This is a genomic window from Rothia sp. HMSC066G02, assembly GCF_001813145.1.
Taxonomy (GTDB): Bacteria; Actinomycetota; Actinomycetes; order Actinomycetales; family Micrococcaceae; genus Rothia.
In genome coordinates this window covers 123003-141006 of record NZ_KV811593.1, presented here as the reverse complement: position 1 = coordinate 141006, position 18004 = coordinate 123003, and the positions used below count along the sequence as shown (strand labels likewise).

Annotated in this window: 8 protein-coding genes and 1 tRNA gene; 8 read left to right on the top strand and 1 reads right to left on the bottom strand. The window is 58.2% G+C overall.

Annotation, left to right across the window (positions count from 1 at the left end; translation table 11 throughout):
* The first annotated feature begins 2102 nt into the window (after positions 1 to 2102).
* The 4 genes from cas7u to HMPREF2894_RS05025 are packed head-to-tail and all read left to right on the top strand — an operon-like array spanning position 2103 to position 8901.
* Positions 2103 to 3416: a type I-G CRISPR-associated RAMP protein Csb1/Cas7g gene (gene cas7u, locus HMPREF2894_RS05040; protein WP_070678084.1), complete on the top strand. Its 1314-nt coding sequence runs from the start codon at positions 2103 to 2105 to the stop codon at positions 3414 to 3416.
* Position 3417: 1 nt separating this feature from the next.
* Positions 3418 to 5007, top strand: a complete 1590-nt coding sequence (csb2, locus tag HMPREF2894_RS05035) for a type I-G CRISPR-associated protein Csb2 (RefSeq protein WP_070678082.1) — start codon at positions 3418 to 3420, stop codon at positions 5005 to 5007.
* Positions 5000 to 7837 carry a type I-G CRISPR-associated helicase/endonuclease Cas3g gene (cas3u, locus tag HMPREF2894_RS05030; protein WP_070678079.1) on the top strand — a complete coding sequence of 946 codons (2838 nt, stop codon included), beginning with the start codon at positions 5000 to 5002 and terminating at the stop codon, positions 7835 to 7837. The genes csb2 and cas3u overlap by 8 nt, the downstream gene beginning before the upstream one ends.
* On the top strand, positions 7837 to 8901 hold the full coding sequence (locus HMPREF2894_RS05025; RefSeq protein WP_070593592.1) for an aldehyde dehydrogenase: 1065 nt from the start codon (positions 7837 to 7839) through the stop codon (positions 8899 to 8901). Before cas3u ends, HMPREF2894_RS05025 begins: the two co-directional genes overlap by 1 nt.
* Positions 8902 to 9067: 166 nt before the next feature.
* Here the strand turns inward: HMPREF2894_RS05025 and HMPREF2894_RS05020 are convergent, their stop codons facing one another.
* Complete coding sequence (locus HMPREF2894_RS05020) at positions 9068 to 9820, bottom strand: nicotinamide mononucleotide transporter (protein WP_049341427.1); 753 nt, start codon at positions 9818 to 9820, stop codon at positions 9068 to 9070.
* Between the two features lie 501 nt (positions 9821 to 10321).
* On the opposite strand from HMPREF2894_RS05020, the gene HMPREF2894_RS05015 reads away from it, so the two are divergent.
* From HMPREF2894_RS05015 to HMPREF2894_RS05000, 4 genes are all read left to right on the top strand, one after another.
* Positions 10322 to 11401 carry an S-layer homology domain-containing protein gene (locus HMPREF2894_RS05015; RefSeq protein WP_070678077.1) on the top strand — a complete coding sequence of 360 codons (1080 nt, stop codon included), beginning with the start codon at positions 10322 to 10324 and terminating at the stop codon, positions 11399 to 11401.
* Positions 11402 to 11767: 366 nt separating this feature from the next.
* Positions 11768 to 14818 carry a DUF5074 domain-containing protein gene (locus HMPREF2894_RS05010; RefSeq protein WP_070678074.1) on the top strand — a complete coding sequence of 1017 codons (3051 nt, stop codon included), beginning with the start codon at positions 11768 to 11770 and terminating at the stop codon, positions 14816 to 14818.
* Positions 14819 to 15396: 578 nt separating this feature from the next.
* Positions 15397 to 17589, top strand: coding sequence for an LPXTG cell wall anchor domain-containing protein (locus HMPREF2894_RS05005; protein ID WP_070678072.1), 2193 nt, complete (start codon positions 15397 to 15399; stop codon positions 17587 to 17589).
* A gap of 234 nt (positions 17590 to 17823) precedes the next feature.
* Positions 17824 to 17899, top strand: a tRNA-Glu gene (locus tag HMPREF2894_RS05000).
* Positions 17900 to 18004: the final 105 nt, after the last annotated feature.

The following is an 18004-nucleotide window of genomic DNA, read 5'->3' as shown; positions in this document are numbered from 1 at the left end:
CCCCGCCTTCGGGCGGGGACTTTCATTGAGGCATCGAGTGCGCAGCCGACCCCGGAACCCGACCTGATTTCCCCGCCTTCGGGTGGGGACTTTCATTGAGGCACCCTGGGAATCCTCAGCCTGGAAGAGCTACATGACATTTCCCCGATTTCGGGCGGGGACTTTTAGTGAGGCGTCGCCGGTTGGTCTGCACAAGATGTGTCGGTGCTGGATTTCCTTTCCTTTTCGGAGGGGCTTTCATTGAGGCTGGCGAACGTTCGTCGTGACTCCCTGGTGTATCGGATTTCCCCGCCTTCGGGTGGGGACTTTCATTGAGGCCTGTCGAGGTGGATTCTCGCTCGGCGGTCATGGTCGGATTTCCCCGCCTTCGGGCGGGACTTTCATTGAGGCGATTCGAGCGCAAATTGTTCAGCATCGACGGCACGATTTATCCACCTTCGAATGACGATGCTGCGGTAGGCATAGAGCTTGCGTGATGTACACTTTGGGCGCGTAATCCGTGAGACTCTCGCACCACAGCCGTTTTGGTTATGCCATAACATGCTAGTTTTGCTAGCTATTTCCTCGCTTTCGGGCGGGGACTTTCATTGAGGCAACCGCGCGTATTGGTTTTTTACACCGGGCGAAGATTTCCCTGCCTTCGGGCGGGGACTTTCATTGAGGTCTCTGCAAGCAATCCGCGGGCGGAGGTCGGAAGCGGATTTTCCCGCCTTCGGGTGGGAACTTTCATTGAGGCCTGACTCCCAAAACCTGGAAGGTCGGTTTTTTGACCGCATTTCCCCGCCTTCGGGCGGGGGACTTTCATTGAGGTTGGCCGGTGGCTGAGGGCCTCACCTTTGCGGCCGGTATTTCCCCGCTTTCGGAGGACGATGCTGAGATAGGCGCAGATATTGCGTGATGTACACTTTGGGTACGTAATCCGCGTGAATCTCGTGCCATAGCAGTTTCTGCTACGCCATAACAGGTTAGTTTTAGCTAGCTATTTCTCCATCTTCGGGCGGGGACTTTCATTGAGGCATGGGTCCGGCCACGACGCAGCACTACCGTTCAGCGAGATTTCCCCGCCTTCGAGCGGGAATCTTCGTTGCGGTTCTGAACGCGAATCGGGAAGTCTCGCGCAGGTTACGTAGCCCCGTTCTAGAGACCAATCTGGTTTTTAGAACGGGGATCTTCTCTTTAAAACATGAAGATGGGCTAGACGCGGTACCCACTGCAGATTCCTCTTGCCAGCTATCTGAGTCTGAAATGACCAAATCGGATGCGCTTAATCTGTAGCGGCGCTATGGTGAGATCATGAGCGAAGAAAAGAATCGTTTGCGCGGTAGAGGAAGGGCAAGGATAATAAAAGGGCAAGCAATGCCCTTGGAACCGCTCGCATTTCTTTCATACTCAAATCTCTCGTCATGATACGGGGTTTGAGCCTTCATTGAGGAGTGAACATTTTTGTTGGGAGCAAGGGATTGCCTTTACTTCTCCTGCGACCAAAATCGTGGGAGCTTTCTCTGAGAATCTGACTCTTTAGTAGGGCGTTTTTACTTCACTCCGCTAAAGAGTCATATATTTTTATACGTGAAAATTTTTGTTGGGAGTATGAGGGTGTTGTTTTTAGATTATCTTAATGCTAAGGTTGAGACGTCAACCGGTTCAGAAGTCTCTACAGCACCCCGCTGAAGTAGCTCTAGCCCCGACCTAGGAGGTGAAGGACATGTTCCGACTACTCACAAGAAACAAAAGCCGCCCGCTACGCGAGGCGCAACGGGCGGCTTTTATTCAAATTCGTGAAACCGCATCAAGCGGCGGTCACGTTTTGCTGCAACAAAACATGACCGATTCAGTATACCGGGGCTCTGGAAAAGAATCCTAATTCCAGTCCGATACTGACCGCTTGTGTGGCTGAGCCATACCTTCTGCGCCCTGTGCTGTCACTACCCAAAACACTGGGCGTGACAGCACAGGGGGAGAAGGAAATGGCATACCGAATTAGCAGCGTGACGAAAACGCGCGCACCATTCGGGAAAGCAAGGTAGCTTAAAGCTATACAAGTAAATGTGCACGTCCAACGCGTTGAAGCAGACGTGCACCCAACATATAAGGAGACAATCATGTCCCAGAACGAGTCCCAGAACACCATCACCCTCGCCGATCTCATCGAGAACGTCAAGCTCGGCGGTGGTTCCGTCATCACCTCCAGCACCGAACTCGAACCCGCAGCAGGCCCCCACGCATCCGTGGCGCCCGCCAAGTACGTTGATGGCAAGGGGCAGGCTGCTAAGTCCGTTTTTGTGTACGAGACCCGCTACATCGCAGGGAAGACTGAGAACCAGGACGAACCCAAGAAGAAGGAAGAATCCAAGACTACCAAGAAGGTCGCCAAGGGTAAGCCTCAGACCGTCGTCCTCATTGACAGCAAGCAGTCCGAACTCAACCGCGCAGAAGCCGCCATCGAACAGGGCCGCCAGTACGGCGACGAAGCAGTCGTCAAGATTCCCCGCGCCGTCGTCACCTACCAGACCGAAAACGGCCCCGTAGAATACACCGACATGGAGCTCTCCCACCGCGTCTTCGACGGCCACTTCCGCGCCGGCACCATCGACGGTAAGCCCATCACCGAAAACGACCAGTACCGTGCACTGCGCAACTGCACCCCCGCAGACATGAGCGCACTGCTCAACACCGCCCCTGCAGCGCTCCTCTTCGGTGCATGGGACTCCACCCGCAAGAGCAACCAGGTCCGCCTGCGCAGCGCCCTCGTCGGTGAAATCATCGGCGTCCTCGCTGATCAGAAGCGTACTGGTGAAGAGCAGCAGGCACGTCGTAGCGGTGCTCGTGTTGACGCTGTAGCCGCCAGCGTGCAGCTTGCTCCCAAGGATATGGAATCCTTGGTCAACGACCAGGAATCAGAACTGAGCTCGGGTAATATTGGGGCACGTCGTAACGATATCAAGAAGGCCAAGGCTGACGCCCGTATCTCCGCATCCCCTCTCGGCCTGGGTAGCATCCCGCCTTCGGTTGAGGAAATTGGCGGTGTCGCTTGCCGCCGTATCATCCGTTCCTGGGTTCTGAGCCTCGCTAGCCTGCGTCAGCTGCGCTTCGGTCAGGACGAGACCAAGAACGTTGCTGCCCGTGCACTCCTTGCCGCACTCGGCCTCAACGCTATCGCCCGTGCTGAGCGTGAACTCTACATCCGTGCTAACTGCGACCTGATCGAATCTGCCGCACCCGTTGTCACCCTCGACCAGCGTTTCGGTGAGAAGAAGACCTTCGCACCCCTGACCGTTGAACACACCGACCAGCTTCTCCTCGAGGCTATCGAGAACGCCAAGGAAACTGGCGTGGCTGACTGGAACGGCCAGACTTTCAACGTTGACGGCAACCCCATCATCATCAAGAACGCCACCGCGGAGGACGCTGAATAATATGACGAACCTCGGAATTCTCGCGAGGTTCCCGCTCGGTGTATACCAGGGCCACAAGGCAGACGGAAGCCCCGACGCCTTCCCCGACCCTGCCCGCTTGCAGGCCGCGCTCCTCAGCGCGGCCGCGCAGGGACCTCACGCAATTATCGAAAACGGGCAGCTCGCCCCCTCGGAAGAATCTCTCAAGGCCCTCAAGTGGCTTGAGGAGAACCCCCCGACCGGGCTGCAGCTTCCCGACATGTGCCCCGTGTACCGCTCACCCAACAAGATGAGCCGATTCATGTACCGCGAGGTAGCGCGCTCCACCAAGGACGGGCGGCAGACCGAACGTCGCGCCGTATCTGACGGCTGGGCTGTATCCGACACCATCGGCTGGCAGTACGATAAGGTACCCGTAGACATCGCGGAAACCATCACCCAGCTCTGCGGCGAAGTACCCTCCCTCGGAGAAGCCAGCAGCTTCACCGCCCTCTACACCGGAGAGGTAGAGCCCACCCACACCATCGACACTAAGTCGGGCCCCTTCGAAGCAGGCGGCATGCCCGTCCGCGTGCCCGTACCCGGTCGAATCGATGCGCTCATGCGTGCCCACGCAGAAGCGTACCCCGCCAAGGTACCCACCAAGGCAGGCGACAAGACCGCTACGAGCGACACGATGCGCCCCTCCCCGGTACCTACCGCAGGCCTGGGATCCATCAAGTACCAGCCTGTGGAGGCTGAAACCTCCAACAGCCCCTGGGAATACCTGTGGCTCCTCGAAGCAGACGGTGATGAGCTAAAGCCCGAACAGTACGTCAAGGCATGCTCCCTGCTACACAAAGCTCTCGTAGCTGCCGCAGGATTCGGCGCGCCCAGCCTCATCACCGGCAGGTACCCCAAGGGCCACAAGCCGGCCAACAGCTTGGCGCTGCAGTACCTGCCTACCCGGTATCTGCCTGACTATCTGCGCCGTGAGGTGAAGTCTAGGGGAGTTCTGCTCGTCTTGGTCCCGGCCAACGCCCCGACCGATGAAGCAGTAGAGCTCGGTATCGCGCTCAGGAGCGTAGAAACCCTCTACGCTCAGGACTTCCCGCGACTCACCGTGAAGCTTCGCCAGAAGCGCCTGCCCGCGCAGGGTTTCTGGGATGCTCCCGAGACCGGGTACAAGCGTCTGTGGCGTACCCTCAGCGCGGCCGTTCCCGAATCGCGCGTTTTCAACCGCCCGAAGAAGACCGAAACGAAGGCATGGACCTTCGCTGACGCCGCTCTGCTTTCCATGGCTTACGTGTGGCGTGACAGCTTCGAAGCGCCCGAGGCTGAAACCGCACGTGAACGAATTCGTAGCTTGAGGGATCAGGTCGAGGAAACGGCTGAAGCTAAGGTTCTGGAAGCTCACCGAGTAACCCAGAACCCCGCCGCCTACGCCTACAAGCTGCCCCGCACTCTGCCCGCAGAGCCGTGGCGCGGCGTCGTAGACCTCGGCAACCTTGCAACGGACACGACCATCGTAGCCATCGGCCAGTCCCGCCACATGGGCGGCGGCCTGCTGGTTCCGTTCGACGTGCCCACCGAAGAATACGACCGCCGCAAGAAGGAGGAAAAGCATGACTAGCCCCGCTACCACGCCGCCCTCCATTACCCGTGAAGAGTTCGGTGAGTTCTTTGCCGCACTTGATGCCGCACTTAACAGCGCACCTAACGAAGCACCCAAGGAAAAGCAAAAGCGCTACCCCTTCAGCTGGCAGGAAGAGGTACTCGACCACATTTGCGAGCACGGAGTATGGCCGGAACGTATTAACGCGCCGACCGGCTCCGGTAAGTCCTCCGTGGTGGATATCCACCTCTTCGCGAATGCACTCGCAGCGGTTGGCGCCGCGCCGCGCGTTCCCCGTCGCCTCTGCGTGACCGTGGGGCGCCGCGCGCTGGTCGACAGCCAGGCAGACCGCGCCCGCGAGATTCTCAAATGTATGGAGGACGCGCTCGCTGATGGATCCGGTGAGCCCGATATTCTGCGTAGGGTTGCTAAAGCTCTCCAAAGCTTCCAGACCCGCAACGACGAGAAGGGGAGCAAACCCTTCGAGACTGGTCACATCCGTGGCGAACTCTCGAACCGCAACTTGCCGGTCACCGACATTTCGGCCTGCGCAATCATCGCCGCAACCCCCGACATGTACGGCTCGCGAGCGCTCTTCCGCGGCTACGGCAGCACCAAGGCTGCCCGCCCGCGTGAGACCGCTCTGCTGGCTATGGACACCGTCATGGTGCTCGACGAGGCACACATGAACCGTCAGCTGCTGCACACGACTCAGCGTATTGCCGAGTTGCAGAAGCGCGAGGTCAACCTGGGTGTTCCCACCCTGCAGGTGGTTGAGACGACCGCTACCCCCTCCACTGGGGATAGCGAATCGACCACCCTGGGTGTTGACATTGAAGCTCTCGATAGCCCGAATGATAAAGAGCTGCACCGCCGTGTCTACTCGCATAAGGAACTGGTGCTCCGCCCCATCGATAAGTGGGATGGTAAGCCCGGTAATGCTGCGACCGTGAAGGCCGCTGTGGACGCTATTAAAGATTTCCTTGCCCACCGTGAGGTGGGTAAAGGTTCGGAAGTAGCCCACACTGTCGGTTGTATTGTCAACCATGTGCGGACGGCTATCTCCATCAAGGAGGAACTCGCTAAGGATCTGGCAGAGGATGAGGTCCAGCTTCTCGTAGGACGCATGCGCCCGTACGACCTGAAAAAGTTGCACCCCGACCTCTTCACTACCGAAGGCGATAAGTCCGTGAAGGTTGTTGTTGCCACCCAGACTCTCGAAGTCGGTATTGACGTTGACTTTGCTGACCTGGTGACTGAGCTGGCTCCGGCTTCTTCCTTGGCGCAGCGCTTCGGACGTGTTAACCGTCTGGGCCACCGCGATGATTCTAAGGTCGTCGTTATTGAGCCTGCGAGCGGTGACTCGGTAAAGAAGGACGCGCCGCCCTACAGAGCAGTCGACCTGAGCAATGCGTATGCATGGCTCGAAGCGCTCAACGGTGCTGAGAACCCGTCGGTGAACCCCGCCGCAATGGTGAAGAACCCGCCGGTGCAGTCCTCCCCGGAGCGTCTGCTCTACCAGCGCCCGGAATGGCCTGATCTGCTGGAATTCTCGCGTACCGACGAGAATCCGTACGATGAGCCGGACCTTGACCTGTGGCTGCATGACTCCCTGGAGGCAGAAACCGCAATGGGCGGTGTTATCGTGCGCGATAACCTGCCGAGCAACACTTCTGCCGCCATGGAGATTCTCAAGACCAGCTACTTCGCACCGCGCGACGAGGAAACCTTCCCCGCGAATCTGAAGATTCTCAAGGAGATTCTGGACTACCAGGATGAGCACGGCGTGAAGCCGCGTAAATTCCTTTACCGTCAGGGTGAAATTTCTCTGTGGCAGGATGCTGACCAGGGTGAAGAGAGCAGCCAGACGTTGGCTCCCGGTGACGTTCTGATTCTTGATATGGGTAGCATTCCGTTCACGAACCAGGGCATTGCCGTGACTCAGCGTGAGCTGCCTTCTAAGAAGGACGAGCTGAAGGCTGTGCCCTTCCTCGATGATGACGAGCTCTGCGTGGCCGAGCTCTACGTGTATGAGAAGTGCGCGGACCGTGAGGAACGCTTCAGGAAATACCTGGGCCTCTCACCCGATGAAGTAGCAGAATTGCTCGATAGCCAAGCTTCGGACGGCCAGAAGGTGATTGCTTCTGAGCTTTCTACCGAGGCTGAGGGCGGTCAGGAAGTTATCGCCTGGTACGCCGACGTGACCGACGACAAAAAGTCTATTGAAGGTTCCGATATCGCTCAGGAATTGGCCCCGACCGATCCTGTTCTTCTGGACGACCACCAGAACGATGTTGCTGAGCGTACCCGCCAGCTTGCCGAGAACCTCGGCCTGGCACCGGAATTCTCCGAAGCACTGGAACTGGCGGCAAAGTACCACGACGAGGGCAAGCGTGACCTGCGCTTCCAGCAGATGCTGGGTGCAGACCCGGATGCGGACGCGCTCGCAAAGAGCGGCCACCGTTCCGTGGCAGAGGCGTACCGCGCCCGCAGCCGCAGCGCCCTGCCGAGGGGCTGGCGTCACGAGCAGCTGTCTGCACTCATGGTTGCGGCCTCGCCCGAAAAGGTGGGGGAGCACCGTGACCTGGTATTGCGCATCATTGGTTGCAGCCACGGTCACGGCCGGTTTTCCTTCGCCCACGACGCAGGCTTCCTGCTCAAGGAAGGCTACCTGCCCGAGGGAACGGACTACGAAGCGCTCAAGGAACAGGCGACCCGACTCTTCAACGTCGGCTACTGGGATAACCTCATGGAGCAGACGAGCCGCACCTACGGCCCGTACGCTACCGCCTACCTTGAGGCCGTTGAACGCGCAGCAGACGCCCAGATTTCACGGGAGGGACACTAATGGCAACGTTGACTATTGCCGGTGACTACACCTCGGCATTGACCCATTTTGCCCTCTACGGGCTGTCCCTGATGGTTGAGCAGAAGCACCCTGGAACCGTCACTGTCGGTTGGTCTCAGGAGGGTCAACCGCGCGCCCAGATGCATGCTGAAGGCGTGTCAGAAGAAGAAATTGCCGAGTGCGTGCACTCCTACGTTTCTTCCCTGGCTGCTGACGGTAGCTGGGTGAACGTCGACCAGTCCTACGGTGCGGGTAAGGAAGCAGCTGTTTTCTCCCCGTTCTCCCCGCGTATTCGAGGAATCGACGCGGAGAAGTACCCGGACGACTGGGCTTCTCACCAGAAGACCCGACAGGCTCATCTGGATGCGCTGATGGAACGTGACGACCTGCTGTCTCTGCTCTGGATCTCCGGCCTGGGCGAACCTTCCTACTGGCGTTTTGAAGCCAAGGCACCTCGCCCGGATCACGGCGCGTCTCGCTGGGAGATGAAGACCCGCAACAAGGGCCAAGAGTTCGTTAAGGACCGCCTGCGCCTGATGTGCGCGGATCTGGCAACCTGGGAACCTTCCGCGATGCTCCGCGGCATTACCGGGCAGACCCTGTACGACTCGCTGGATAATAAGCCGGAATCCCGAACCGGAACCGGTTTCACCGTCCCGCAGCCGACGGACACTGCGCTCGCCTTCTGTGCGCTGGTGGGTGTTGCGAATTTCCCGGTGATTCACCAGATCCACCGGATTGGCGTGACCCCCGGTGCCTACCCGTACAATGCTTTGCACCCGCGGCTCATGGTGCTTCCGGTATCCTCCGGAAGGGTTACGCCAGCCCGGTTGCGAACCGTGCTGCGCAGCCACCCCTACCGTAGGGTGGTTGACGAACTCGGCAAGGCGATGGAACGCGGTTCTTTGAGCACTGACATTTTCGTGTCCGAGCTGGCGGATGAGAAGGCGATTCTTCGTGAGAAGGGCGTTCAGGCCTTTGTTGCTTTTCCCATCGCGAAGGTGGGTAGTGATTCGGCACCTGAGCGTCAGGTTCTGAAGGGTAGCGCGATTCCGCTGGGCTAACCTAGCCGCTTACCCATACTGGTAAATAACGCCGGCAAATATGCCCGCAAAATGCAGGGGAGGGGCCCTCCGGTTGAATCACCGGAGGGCCCCTCCATCTGTAATGTTGAGCGTCTACATATCGCTGGGTGGATATGCGGTAGCTGGTGCGCCAGGGAACCGCCCCTTACGCCACCGCCACGGTACCCTTGGCTGCGGTGCCATTTCGGGTCCACAGCAGGAGCGCCGCCACGCTGTTGATGATGTAGAAAATGTACTTGCCGACGTTCGCGAAGTTGCCCTGGGTTAGCGCCTTCACGCACTGCACTGTGTTGTACAGGAACCAGAATTGCCACTGCATCGTGAGCTTGAGCGCGTTCAGAATGTTTGCTGACAGGGAGAGGCCAAACACTACGGTCGTGATCCAGAACAGGAACGAGGTCTTGCCGCCGTAGCCAATGTAGTTCGCGACCAGGGAGAACGCGAACGAGCCCACCACAATACCGCTAATAATCAGCTGACCCTTCGCGCCGGTCGGCGGTTCCATTGCCTTGCCGCGTTCGGAGTTCTGCCACCTACGAATTGCGAAGGTGTACACGATAAAGGTCACCGGGTAGGTGATGATTGCCGCCTTGTTGCCCAGAATGTAGTCAATCGCGCCAGACAGCGCCGTGTTAATAATGCCGAGCACGTTGCCGATGTTTGAGAGGCGGCCGGTCAGGCGGGTAGACATCATTGAAATGCCCACGTTAATCACGGAAATCACACCGAGGGGGATGAAGGGCGTAATCGGGCCCCAGTCGACGTATTTGTCGAGGCGGGTGCCCAGGTATCCTGATGCGACTGCGATGGCGATAACCAGTGCTACGCCGAAAAGGTCGGCGTACTTGGACTTGGCGAAAAAGAGGAGAGCCTTCTCAGAGAATTCCTTGGCCTCCATGGGTAACTCCTTTGTTGAGGATATAGAAACAGTGATAGGGTACCAATAACTATAACTCTTTGAAAAGGGTTCGAAACGGCGTGTCGCACATAAAACCTCAGAACCCCACATATTCCATATCCCGGAACGCCCCGGCGTAGAGCGGCTGAGGCCGCCCCATCGAAAACCCGTACCAACTTCCGGCATACCAACTTCCGGCAAACCTTGCCAGATATCGCCCCTACTTCGTTGAACATCGAAAATGGGCGTAAAATCACCGCCGTTTCGTCTTCGCTTTAAGGAGACCTTAAGGTACGCTAGATGACTGGGTCAGGGAACTCGTGCCGGTCTCACTCACCGCGCATCCGCCCGACAGACATCCGCACCCCGTACACTGCGTCTCACTCACGCACATAGGGGAGGGGACCCAACGTATCGGCCTCACTCACCGTTTACGCCGCTGTCCGTGCGTCCTGTCACCCGTAACTCACTCAACTCAAACAAGAACTGAATAGGACAATCATGCCCTTGCTTAACCATCGACTCTCACGACGATTCTTCGTAAAGGGTGCTTCCGCTGCCGCCGCTGCAGGCGCACTGACCCTGCAGGCACAGGCCGCTCAGGCTGACGAAGCTCCCGCAAACCTTGCCCCGGCAACCGAGGAAACTAAAGGCCCGCGCCTCGTTATTCAGCGTGCCACCATCACTGAAACCGGTATGACCGTCAACTACACTGCACACGGTCTACGCGAATTCCTCACCGAAGGCACCACCCTGACCGTACGCCACGGCTACGTTCGTAACGACTCTTTCGAAACTCTGCGCTCCTGGCCGCTCACCCCCGAATTTGACGGTGACGCTGACAGCTTCAGCGGTAGCGACCAGTTCCCCATCGAGCTGATGCAGGGTGAGGGTGTCGAGCACGCCCTGCAGCTGGATATTTGCTCCGACCCGTGGGGCCAGGAGATTGCCCACCAGATTGCTGCGCGCATCCCCGTGGCTGAGACTAAGATCCTGAAGACTTCTTTCGAGGATGTTCCGGGTAACCACCCGTTCGCTGAGGATATCCGCATGGCGAACCAGAAGAAGTGGCTGATGCCGAACCCGCAGACTGGCGCGTTTGAGCCGGACCGCCCTGTGACCCGTGAGGAGCTTATTGCTCTGCTGAACCACGCTGCTGGTCACGCTGGCGTGAGCGAAAACTCTGAGGTTGCCCCCTTTGCGGATGCGGCAGACCGCCCGACCGCGAACGCGCTGCACTGGGCTCGTGATCGCAAGATCACCGAGCCGCTCACTGGTGGCGACAAGATTGACCCGACCGCACCGGTTTCTCACGAGCAGCTGGCGGCTGTACTGTTCCAGTACAACGCGGAGGTTCAGCTGACCGAAATGAACGAGGCTGCTGGTTCTCGTTTCCGCGACGTGCTCGGTGCCGGTACTCTGCACCGTTACGTTGCGTGGGCTGGCGCGAACGATATCGTGCTGGATTCTTCGGGTGTGTTCAACCCGACCGCGCCGACTACTCGCGCGGAGCTGGCTCGTTTCATTCGCCGCTACAAGCTGCAGAACCTGCTGTTCACTGACTTCTCGTATGTCTCCTAATTTTTAGTCACCCCGGCACCGTGTGTTGGGGTGTGTGGAACCCCCGTCTTCTGGTTTTTGCTGGAGGCGGGGGTTTTGTTATGCCCCGTATTGCCGCACCTCGGGGAGTTTTAGTGACAGGCTGTGCCTGGCATATGAAATTTTGCGTTATATATGCCTAAAATCTTGCAAAATCCTGTGCGCTAAGTAAGTATTACCTAGAAGGTAAGTTAAAGGTTGCCTTACTTAATACTGTGTGAAGACTAGTTTCCTTCCTCGTGGGCCCATGAAACCCACACCAAAGAGCAGGAAAAACGCGGCGCCTCACCACCCATCGGTGGGGGAGAGACGCACCTTCACACACCACCCACGAAAAAGGACATACATATGAACCTCGCTTCAAGCAAGGCATTCAAGGGCCTCGCCGTTGGATCGCTGGCACTGGCAATTTCCGGCGTTGCCACCATCCCCGCATCGTTCGCGGCAGACTCCACCCCGGCGGCAAGCCAGAGCACTGACGCTCGCACCATCACCGACAAGGCGATGGCAAAGATCACCCAGGGCCTGCCCGGTCAGTTCCAGGTCGCATACTCCAAGAAGACCAACAAGATTTGGGTTGCGGGCACCGCTGACCGCGACGAGCACGTTTCCACTATTGCTCGTATTGACGCGAACTCCCTGAAGATTGAGGCTGTCGCCGAGTTGCCCATCGTCAAGAACGACAAGGGCTACTCCTACGAGGGTGCGTACGGTATCACCGTCGATGACGAGGAAGGTACCGTGTGGGTGACCAGCACCCGCGATAACTCCGTTGCCGTGTACGATCAGGCGACCATGAAGCAGCTGTGGACCAATGCGGGTCTGAGCAAGGACGACCCGAACTGGATTGAGCACCCCCGCGAGGTGCGTGTCGATCACGAGTCGGGTAAGGCTTTCGTGACCGGTCGCTTCTTCGTATCCGCAATCGACCTGAAGACCAAGCAGGTTGAGAAGATTCAGCTCGAGGGCGCACCCGACGGCGGCACTCGTTACATCAGCATGAACATCCTGGTCGACGGCGGCAAGCTGTACGTGCCCGAACGTACCGGCGGCAAGATTTTCGTCATCGACACCAAGACCTTCAAGGTGGAGACCAGCTTCGACACCAAGGGCAACGCTGAGGGTGAGGTTCGCCCCTCCGACATCGCGATTGACCACTCCCAGAACGAAATTTACGTCTCCTCCCAGGGCGTGAAGGGAGCGAACTCCGGCGTGTCCATCTACGACGCGACCACCCACGAGTTCAAGAAGTTCATCCCGGTCGGCACCCAGGCGCTCTCGCTCGATAACGATGAGGCCAACGACCTGGTGTACGTGACCGACTTCGGCACCGGCAAGGTGGGCGTGATTGACGGCGGCGCAGCAGACAAGCTGATCGCTGAGGTCGCCATGAACGGCGGCAAGGCAAACGACCTGGTCGTACTGCCCAACGGCTCCGTTGTCGCTGTGGACAAGCAGGCTGGCGCAACCGCAACTGTGCCCTACGTCCTCGACGGCACCACCGGCACCGTCAGCACCTCAGATAAGGTCACCAGCAAGCCTTCTAAGGACAAGCAGGGCAACGAGGTTCCCGCCAAGACCTCCGAGATTCAGGCGAACTCCATCCTGAAGTTCAAGGTCACCGCAACCGCAGGCGACAACTCCGAGGTCAAGCAGGTCACCCCCGAAACCCGCGAGTTCCAGGGCTACCCGGCAACCGCCACCAAGACCAAGGCGGCCGACAACAACGCCACCACCCCCTCCACCGAGGCACACCGCACCGTGGACGCAAACGGTAGCGTTGCGAACATCATTCAGGGTCTGCCCGGCCAGTTCCAGGTTGGCTACTCCAAGAAGAACCACAAGCTGTTCGTGCCCACCGTGGGTGCACGCGGCGGCCTCGCTTCCTCCCTGGCACGCGTGGATGCAGACACCCTGCAGACCGAGGCTTTCGCCGAGCTGCCCGTGAAGAAGAACGACAAGGGCCAGTACGGTTACACCTCCGCGTACGGTGTGACCGTTGATGACGTGGACGGCACCGTCTGGGTTACCAACACCACCGACAACTCCGTGGCAGTGTACGACCAGCAGACTCTCAAGCTCATCTGGAGCAACGAGGGCGTGAAGAAGGACGACCCGAACTGGATTGAGCACCCCCGCTCCGTTTTGGTTGACCACGAGTCCGGTAAGGCGTTCGTGACCGGCCGTTACTTTGTCTCTGCTATTGACCTGAAGACTAAGCAGGTTGAGAAGATTCAGCTTGAGGGCGCACCCGACGGTGGCACCCGCTACATCAGCATGAACCTGTTCCTCGATGGCGGCAAGCTGTACGTGCCCGAGCGCACCGGCGGCAAGCTCTTCGTCGTGGACACCAAGACCTTCAAGGTTGAGAAGACCATCCAGACTCAGGGTGAGGATTCCACCGTTGAGGTTCGCCCCTCCGACGTTGCTGTGGACCACTCGCTGAATGAGATTTACGTATCTTCCCAGGGTGTGAAGGGCGTCAACTCCGGTATCTCCGTGTACGACCTGACCACCGGCGAGTTCAAGAAGTTCGTCAAGTTCGGCACCCAGGCGCTCGCCCTGGAGCACGATGAGGACCGCGACCTGGTGTACGTAACCGACTTCGGTACCGGTAAGGTGGCTGTCTTCGACGGCCGCGCTGACGAGGTCATCGGCGAGGTTGAGATGAACGGCGCAGCCGCGAACGACGTGACCTTGCTCAAGGACGGCTCCGTACTGGTCCTCGACAAGAAGGACCGCGACGAGAAGGTGACCCTGCCCTACGTGCTCAACGGCACCACCGGCGAAATCACCACCGCCAGCGAGTACACCTCCCTGCCTTATAAGGACCGCCAGGGTAACGACGTTCCCGCATCGGTTCAGCAGCTGAAGGCTAACTCGATTCTGAAGTTCAAGGTTGGTCTGAAGGACACCGACGCGAGCGCAGCTCCGGTGGGTATCACCCCGACTTCGCTGGACTTTGCGGGTTACCCGACGGTGACCGGTGTGAAGGCTGAGGAGTCGAAGCCGGCTGACCCGAAGGCTGAGGACAAGAAGCCTGAGGACAAGAAGCCTGAGGACAAGAAGTCTGACGCTAAGTCTGAGAACACCGCAGAGGCTAAGGATCAGACCTCCAAGGATCAGGCATCTCAGTCTGACTCCAAGCCCGCTCCGGATGCTGTGAAGGCTGATAAGTCCGGTTCGGCTGTGAAGAACGGCGGTTCCTCTGCTGGTGGCTCCGATAATTTGGGCGGTGGCTCCTCGGTAGTTAAGAGCGACGCTGGTTCCTCGCAGGCTGGCTCTTCGCGTGGCGCTTTGGCGAACACCGGTGCTGACGCTGTGATGCCGCTGGTTGCTTTCGCTTCTGTGGCTCTGATTGCGGGTGTTGCCCTGGTGATGCGCCGCCGCAAGGCATAAGCGTAGCGTTTAGTTTTCGGGCGTAAATGCTCGATGTAACGCGTGAGAAGGCGGGTATTTTCTCTTTCGGATTCTTCGAATCTGGGGGAGGGGTACCCGCCTTTTGTGTGCCCGCTTGGGCTAATGCTGGGTAGGTGGTTTTAGTACATATTTATATATGTGCACTTGCCTGTAAAAATATAGGTTTTGAATGTCGAGAAAATGTTTAACCCGTGGTGAATGTCGCTGGCGCGCCTCACCTAAACATTTACATTAATGTGTAAATATAAAAGCATCACAATACCCCTCGTGACCTGGGTTTTTGCCCGCAAGAGCAAGGAAAAACCGGGGAAGCGCCTCAACCTTCACGTGATACTGAAGGCGAATTAGGGGATCACTCACAAAAACACAAAACACGCCCACGTCGCTGCTTGTATTTTCCTGGGAAAACATTGAGGATTAGAAGGTAGGTAAATTTATGCGTTACCTGCATTTCTGCTTTTCGTGCCGTCGAATATGTCACCGCATATTCACGGGTGTCTCGTTAGCATTCGCATGCGGCATGTGAGCACTTCCGTTACACATTTAAAGGACACATATTGAACCTCACTCCCTCCTCGGGCAAAGCACTGAAGGGGCTCGCCGTCGGCTCCCTCGCGCTCGCAATCTCCGGCGCAGCCATGATTCCTGCCTCCTTCGCAGCACCGAACACCGCAAACCAGACCGCGACCCCCAGCGCATCGGCTCCTTCCACCGCATCGCTGAGCCGCGTTGTTGACACCTCCGCGTCCGTCGCGCAGATTACCCAGGGTCTGCCCGGCCAGTACCAGGTTGCATACTCTAAGGCGACCAACAAGATCTGGATGGTCGGTGTGGGTGCCCGCGGCGACCTCGCCTCCACCATTGCTCGTGTCAACGCAGACACTCTTCAGATTGAAGAAGTGGCGGCGCTTCCCTTCGAGCTGGATAAGAACGGCGAATTTGGCTACATTTCCGCGTACGGCATCACTGTTGATGACGTGTCCGGCACCGTGTGGGTTACTAACACCACCGATAACTCCCTGTCCGTGTTCGACCAGAACACCATGGAACAGATTTGGACTAACCACGGTATCGCTGAGAGCGACCCGAACTGGATTGAGCACCCCCGCTCTGTGCTGGTGGACCACAACTCCGGCAAGATGTTCGTGACCGGCCGCTACTATGTGTCCGCAATCGACATGAAGACCTTCGAGGTCACCAAGCTGCAGCTGGAGGGCGCCCCCAACGGCGGTACCCGCTACATCGGCATGAACATGACCATTGATGGAGACAAGCTGTACGTGCCCGAGCGCACCGGCGGCAAGGTCTTCGTAATCAACACTCATACGTTCAAGACTGAGCAGGTTATTCAGACCCGCGGCGAGAATTCCTCCGTTGAGGTTCGTCCCTCTGACGTCACTATTGACCACTCCGAGAACGAAATTTACGTCTCCTCGCAGGGCGTGGACGGCGTGAACTCCGGTATCTCCGTCTATGATTTGACCACCGGTGCGTTCAAGAAGTTCGTTAAGTTCGGCACCCAGGCGCTGTCCATGGAGAACGACGAGGACCGCGACCTGGTGTACGTAACCGATTTCGGTACCGGCAAGATCGCCATCTTCGACGCCAAGGCTGACCGCGTGATTGGTGAGGTTGAGATGAACGGCGGTAAGGCTAACGACCTGACCGTCACCGAGGATGGCTCCGTCATCGCAGTGGACAAGCAGGACATTGCTAACACCACCGCGGCGGTACCCTACGTGCTGAACTCGAAGACCGGTGACGGCTCCATGACCGACACCTATACCTCCAAGGCGACCGTTGACCGTAACGGCAAGGCTGTTCCCTCCTCGCAGCAGAAGCTGGTTCCGAACTCCATCGTGAAGTTCTACGCTGAGGTTTCCGAGGGCGAGTTCACCTCCACCGCGACCATTAACCCCGCTAAGGTTCCTTTCCAGGGCTACCCGAAGCAGGCTACCGCAGTGCTGATTGACCCCACCCTGAACTTCGCTGAGGGCACTGTCGACATTACTCGCCCCTATACCTTCCATGTGTCCGGCTATGACTTTGAGAAGCCCCCGGCTGAAGGTATTCGCCTGTTCCTGGTCAAGGAAGGCGAATGGTCGATGGGTTTCGACAAGCTGACCGATAGCGAACTGGCAAGCATTCAGAAGGTCTCGACCGTCGTTCCGGCGAGCGCGTTCGTCTACAACGCACGCACCGGCAAGTACTCCTTCGACGCGACCCTGCGTGTTCCCGCGAACACCATGCAGTACAGCCAGGGCTACATGCTCGGTACCGTCACCGCTGGTTCTGACGTGGCAACCAACCGCAATTACGATTCGGCTGTTTCGCTGATCGTCAACGACGCGAAGGATGCCGGCAACGCAGATAACCGCGATGAGGCTGACGAGCCGGCATTCCCCGCTAACGCCTCGGCATCACCCTCCGCATCTGCTGCAGTTGCAGAGAAACCGGCGGCTGATCAGCCCAAGGGTGAGCAACCGAAGGCTGAGGAAGCTAACGACCAGCTGGGAACCACCGCGAAGACCGCGCCGCTGAAGAACTCTTCTTCGGTGAAGTCTGACTCCCAGCCTAAGGGCTCTAACTCCGATGCTCAGGTGAGCGCTTCGGCTACCAAGTCTGCGCCTCAGAGCAAGGGCTCGCTGGCTAAGACCGGTGCTCAGAACGTTCTGAGCCTGGCTGCTGTCGGTGCGTTCGCGCTGATTGCCGGTGCCGCTGTGATGGTGCTTCGCCGCCGTAAGGCATAGTTTCTTGCTCTAATTTGAGCGGATGCGCCCCGTACGCTGTGCGGGGCGCATTTTTGTGTCTATCTGCGGGGGGGGGCGCCTGGTGCTGCTGGAAAAGAGCCGGTGCTGAGGGTCTTGCACTCGGTGTAAAATATGTGACTCAATTCACTGCTTTTCGATTTGGTTGTTCCTGGGAAGCTCTGTATAGTTATATGTGTTGCCAGGGAGACCTGGTAAAAGAGATGTAAATCTCACGGCCCCATCGTATAGCGGCCTAGTACTCCGCCCTCTCACGGCGGCAACACCGGTTCAAATCCGGTTGGGGTCACCACTAGGAAATAAACCCTCAGTCTTCTGACTGAGGGTTTATTTGTTTATTCGGTGAAATTGGTTTTAGATTCTATGGTGCCGCCGTGAGCCTCTCACGGCGCCGCTC